Source organism: Sarcina sp. DSM 11001 (genome assembly GCF_900101015.1).
Taxonomy (GTDB): Bacteria; Bacillota; Clostridia; order Lachnospirales; family Lachnospiraceae; genus CAG-791.
In genome coordinates this window covers 1-3,604 of the sequence record NZ_FNFZ01000064.1, presented here as the reverse complement: position 1 = coordinate 3,604, position 3,604 = coordinate 1, and the positions used below count along the sequence as shown (strand labels likewise).

At 53.5% G+C, this 3,604-nt stretch carries 4 protein-coding genes; all 4 read left to right on the top strand.

Annotation, left to right across the window (positions count from 1 at the left end):
- Positions 1-184: 184 nt before the first annotated feature.
- The 4 genes from BLT02_RS16595 to BLT02_RS16580 all read left to right on the top strand — a co-directional run bounded on the left by BLT02_RS16595 (position 185) and on the right by BLT02_RS16580 (position 3,341).
- Complete coding sequence (locus BLT02_RS16595; protein ID WP_139187724.1) at positions 185-685, top strand: DUF6431 domain-containing protein; 501 nt, start codon at positions 185-187, stop codon at positions 683-685.
- Positions 686-755: 70 nt separating this feature from the next.
- Positions 756-2,180 (top strand): DDE-type integrase/transposase/recombinase, encoded by a 1,425-nt coding sequence (locus BLT02_RS16590; RefSeq protein ID WP_092998131.1) that lies wholly within the window; start codon positions 756-758, stop codon positions 2,178-2,180.
- A complete protein-coding gene (locus BLT02_RS16585) occupies positions 2,167-2,994 on the top strand; it encodes an ExeA family protein (protein WP_347475067.1) in 828 nt (275 codons plus the stop codon). Before BLT02_RS16590 ends, BLT02_RS16585 begins: the two co-directional genes overlap by 14 nt.
- Positions 2,991-3,341 carry a hypothetical protein gene (locus tag BLT02_RS16580; RefSeq protein ID WP_092998128.1) on the top strand — a complete coding sequence of 117 codons (351 nt, stop codon included), beginning with the start codon at positions 2,991-2,993 and terminating at the stop codon, positions 3,339-3,341. The genes BLT02_RS16585 and BLT02_RS16580 overlap by 4 nt, the downstream gene beginning before the upstream one ends.
- The last annotated feature ends 263 nt before the right edge of the window (positions 3,342-3,604 follow it).

Sequence of the window (3,604 nt, the reverse complement as noted above, 5' to 3'; positions counted from 1 at the left end):
TGTTTTTGATCATTTGATACCGCCAAAAACTGCTCTCCTTGCTTGTCTGTGAGTTGCTTTGTATACTGTCTTTTAACAAAAAAGAAAGAGGGTTCCAGAGCACACCTCCGACCAAAGATCTGTACTCTGAAACCCATGGTAAAAACCATGTTCATTGTATCAGAGTATAAACAGGTAAAGCAACGTGTTTTTACCTGATGGCAGGGACTATCTTTGTCCTACGTGCAAAGAAGGCATGCTCCGGTTCCATGATCACTGTATGCGCAGCATCCGCCATTCGGGTGGCGGACAGGAATGGATTGAGATCCCCCGTCACCGATGCAGTAATCCGCGCTGCAAGCGCATCCACCGCATGCTTCCTGATCGTCTACTTCCCTATAAACATTACGAACAGCCCGTTATCCGTGATTCCCTGGATGGGTGCCTGGATCCGGGCGAAGCAGGCAACGCGCCGTCCGCGGAAAGCATTAAGCGCTGGGGACACTGGCTGATGTCCAACAGCCTTGACATCGAGGGTTACGTGAAGTCGATCGCACACCGGGAGCTGCGATTCAGCGGGGATCTGCTGAAGACCGGAATTTCCCTGCTGGAGGTATTAAAGAAAAAGATCCCTCAGTCCTGGCTCAGCACTGTCATCCGCATCATTTATAATGCGGGCGGGTTCCTGCGGCCTTTTTACGGATGACATTTCATCGACTTTGGCCTCGGATGTCTATCCCCGCTTTTGTATGATTGCCTCAAAGGAGGTAATCACCATGAACACAAACAGAAATCTTGTACGGAACTGGCAGGATGACGCCGCCCTGGAACGTTTCCAGATGATCGCCCCGCTGCTGGATGAGGAACTTGACCCCGCGAAGCATATCCAGCTGCGCAGGCAGGCTGCAGAACAGAACGGCCTGTCTGACAAAACGATCTCGCGGTATGAAAAAGCCTTCAGGGAAGGAGGCTTTGAAGGCCTGAAACCCAAAAGCGGAGGTCCCCGCAACAGGGGCCGCCTGCCGGAAAACTTTGACGAGCTCGTTGAAGAGGCCAAACAGCTGAGGAGGGAAGTCCCTTCCCGTTCTGTGGAAAAGGTCATCACGATCCTGGAGCTGGAGGGCAGGGCGGAGCCCGGTGTCCTCAAACGTTCCACCATGCAGCGCCATTTATTCGACGCCGGCTTTGGTGCCACGCACCTTCAGACGGCCAGCGACGCAAGGAAAAGCTCGTCGAAACGTTTCTGCAAGCCCCACAGGATGATGCTCATCCAGGGGGATGTGAAGTACGGTCCTGTCCTGCCGCCGGAAAAGAAGGGCGGGAAGAAGATCCAGACATACCTGTCCTCCGCCATTGACGACCATTCCCGGATGATACTTTTCTCCCGTTTTTATGATAACCAGGAGGAAACTGCCATCGCGGATACCATGCGCAATGCCATCCTCCGTTATGGCCGTTTTGATGCCTGCTACTTTGACCGCGGAAAACAGTATGTCGCGAAACAGCTCAAACTGTCCCTGGCAAAGCTGTCCATCCGGATCAGGCATGCACCCCCGGAAAGCGGGAAGTCCAAGGGCAAGATCGAAAAGTTCCATCAAACTGTAGACTTCTTTCTGGAGGAGGCGAAAGCCAAGAAGCTTCGCACGCTGGAAGATCTGAACCGCTACTGGGAGATCTTCCTTGACGAGTATTACCAGAAGAAGCCGCATGACGGGATCCGGGAGTACTATGAAAGTCTGAAGGTCCCTGTGCCGAAAGAAGGCATATCCCCTTTGCAGGAATGGAACCGCGACAGCCGGTCCCTGGTATACCTTGACGCCGGTGTCGTTGCCGAAGCATTCCTGTACCACGAGAAGCGCAAGGTCGACAAGGGTGGCTGCATCAGCTTCCAGGGAAGGAAGTACGAGACAAAGACGTCCCTGATCGGGTTCACGGTCGAGATCGCCTACGATCCCATGGCTCCCGAAACCGTCACAGTGCATTATCCCGGCATCGTCCCTTTTCAGGCAAAGCCCCTCGAGATCAGTTCCTACTGCGACCAGAAGCCTGCGCTCCCCGCGTCCATGCAGCCGGTGGAACCGGAAACTTCCCGTTTCCTTGACGCACTGGAAAAGAAATACAATGAGTCCATGCAGCAGCGGGCAGATGCCATCTCCTTCAGCAGTTACGGGAAGGAGGTGCTCGCAAATGGCAATGTTTGAATCCTTCTTTGAGATGGAGAACACCCCGTTTGGCAGAAATGTTCCGCCTGAATACCTTTACCAGCCTGAACATATATCGGAAGCGAAAGGGCGCCTGCGCTATGTGGCGAAAGACCAGCTCTTTGCTGTCGTCACCGGCGATCCGGGATGTGGAAAGACGACCCTTATCCGTGACTTTGCGCAGGAGCTTCCGAAAGATGACTACATCCTCCTGTACCTGTCTGACTCCAAGCTGACCCCAAGGTGGTTTTACTCAGGCCTTCTGGACCAGCTCGGACTTGAGTCAAGGTTTTACCGCGGGGACGCGAAGCGCCGGCTCCAGGAGGAAGTGGAGATCCTCCGGGGCGGGAGGAATAAAAAAGTCGTCTGTGTCCTTGACGAGGCCCATCTGCTGGAAAAAGAGACACTGGAGGAATTCCGGTTCCTCCTGAACTACCGTTTTGACTCTATGAGTCCCATGGCCCTGATCCTTGTCGGCCAGACCGAACTCTGGGACCAGAAACTCCGCCTGCAGAGATATGCCGCGATCAGGCAGCGCATTGACGTGAACATCGTCCTCAGGCACCTGGACAGGGCAGAAACGAACAAATATATCGAGTCCCATATGCGTTACGCCGGAGGGCGCCAGGATATCTTTACGGACAGGGCCCTCGACGAGGTCTATAAAGATTCTTCAGGGATCCCGAGAATGATCAACCGGATCTGCGAGAAGACCCTGATGTATGCTTCCCAGCAGCAGAAGCGGCTTGTTGACGAGCACATGGTGCGTTTTGTGTCTGAGCACGAGATGCTGAAGGGAGGTGATCTGCGATGACCACGGAGAAGTGCCTGTCAGCCAACAAGGCCTTAATTGATGAATACTCCGAGTTCCATGACCTCCTCACGGACACACTCTCTGCTTTCGAAGATCTTTATTACGAGATGGAAACCGCCCTTGAGGACATCTCAGACAGCCTGGAAGATGCCAGGCACAGGCTGGATGACATCGACACAGCTTTCCGCAGGATACAGTGCCGCAACAGGCTGAGGGAGCGGAAACGTATGCACATCTACTCCCCTCCGGAGCCCAGTGAGTCTTTTGCGCCTCTTTATCCGCCGGAGATATATGATATGGACGATGAATTATTCCTTCCGTTTCCAGAAACAGATGGTACCGAATAGTAGAAGCCACGTCCTGTATGGACAAGGGGTGTGTAACACCCCTTAATCACCTGTTGGCACGGGAAGCGGGCACGGTCAAGGAAGATCCTGTGTTTTATGCTCACGCCCCGATTTTGGGGGCGGGAGGGATAAATCACAGGATGTCCTTGACTGTGTCAATGACCAGTGCCAGTGTTCAACCACATCTTGCAAAGACAGCTAAAAGAGCAGAGTGGCGACAAATGGTTTGATCAGTTTAGTGACGAATCAACGTATCAGCAACA

Coding starts and splice junctions, on each gene's coding strand:
- BLT02_RS16590 (WP_092998131.1), top strand. CDS start 756: ATGAACACAAACAGAAATCTTGTACGGAACTGGCAGGATGACGCCGCC.
- BLT02_RS16585 (WP_347475067.1), top strand. CDS start 2,167: ATGGCAATGTTTGAATCCTTCTTTGAGATGGAGAACACCCCGTTTGGC.
- BLT02_RS16580 (WP_092998128.1), top strand. CDS start 2,991: ATGACCACGGAGAAGTGCCTGTCAGCCAACAAGGCCTTAATTGATGAA.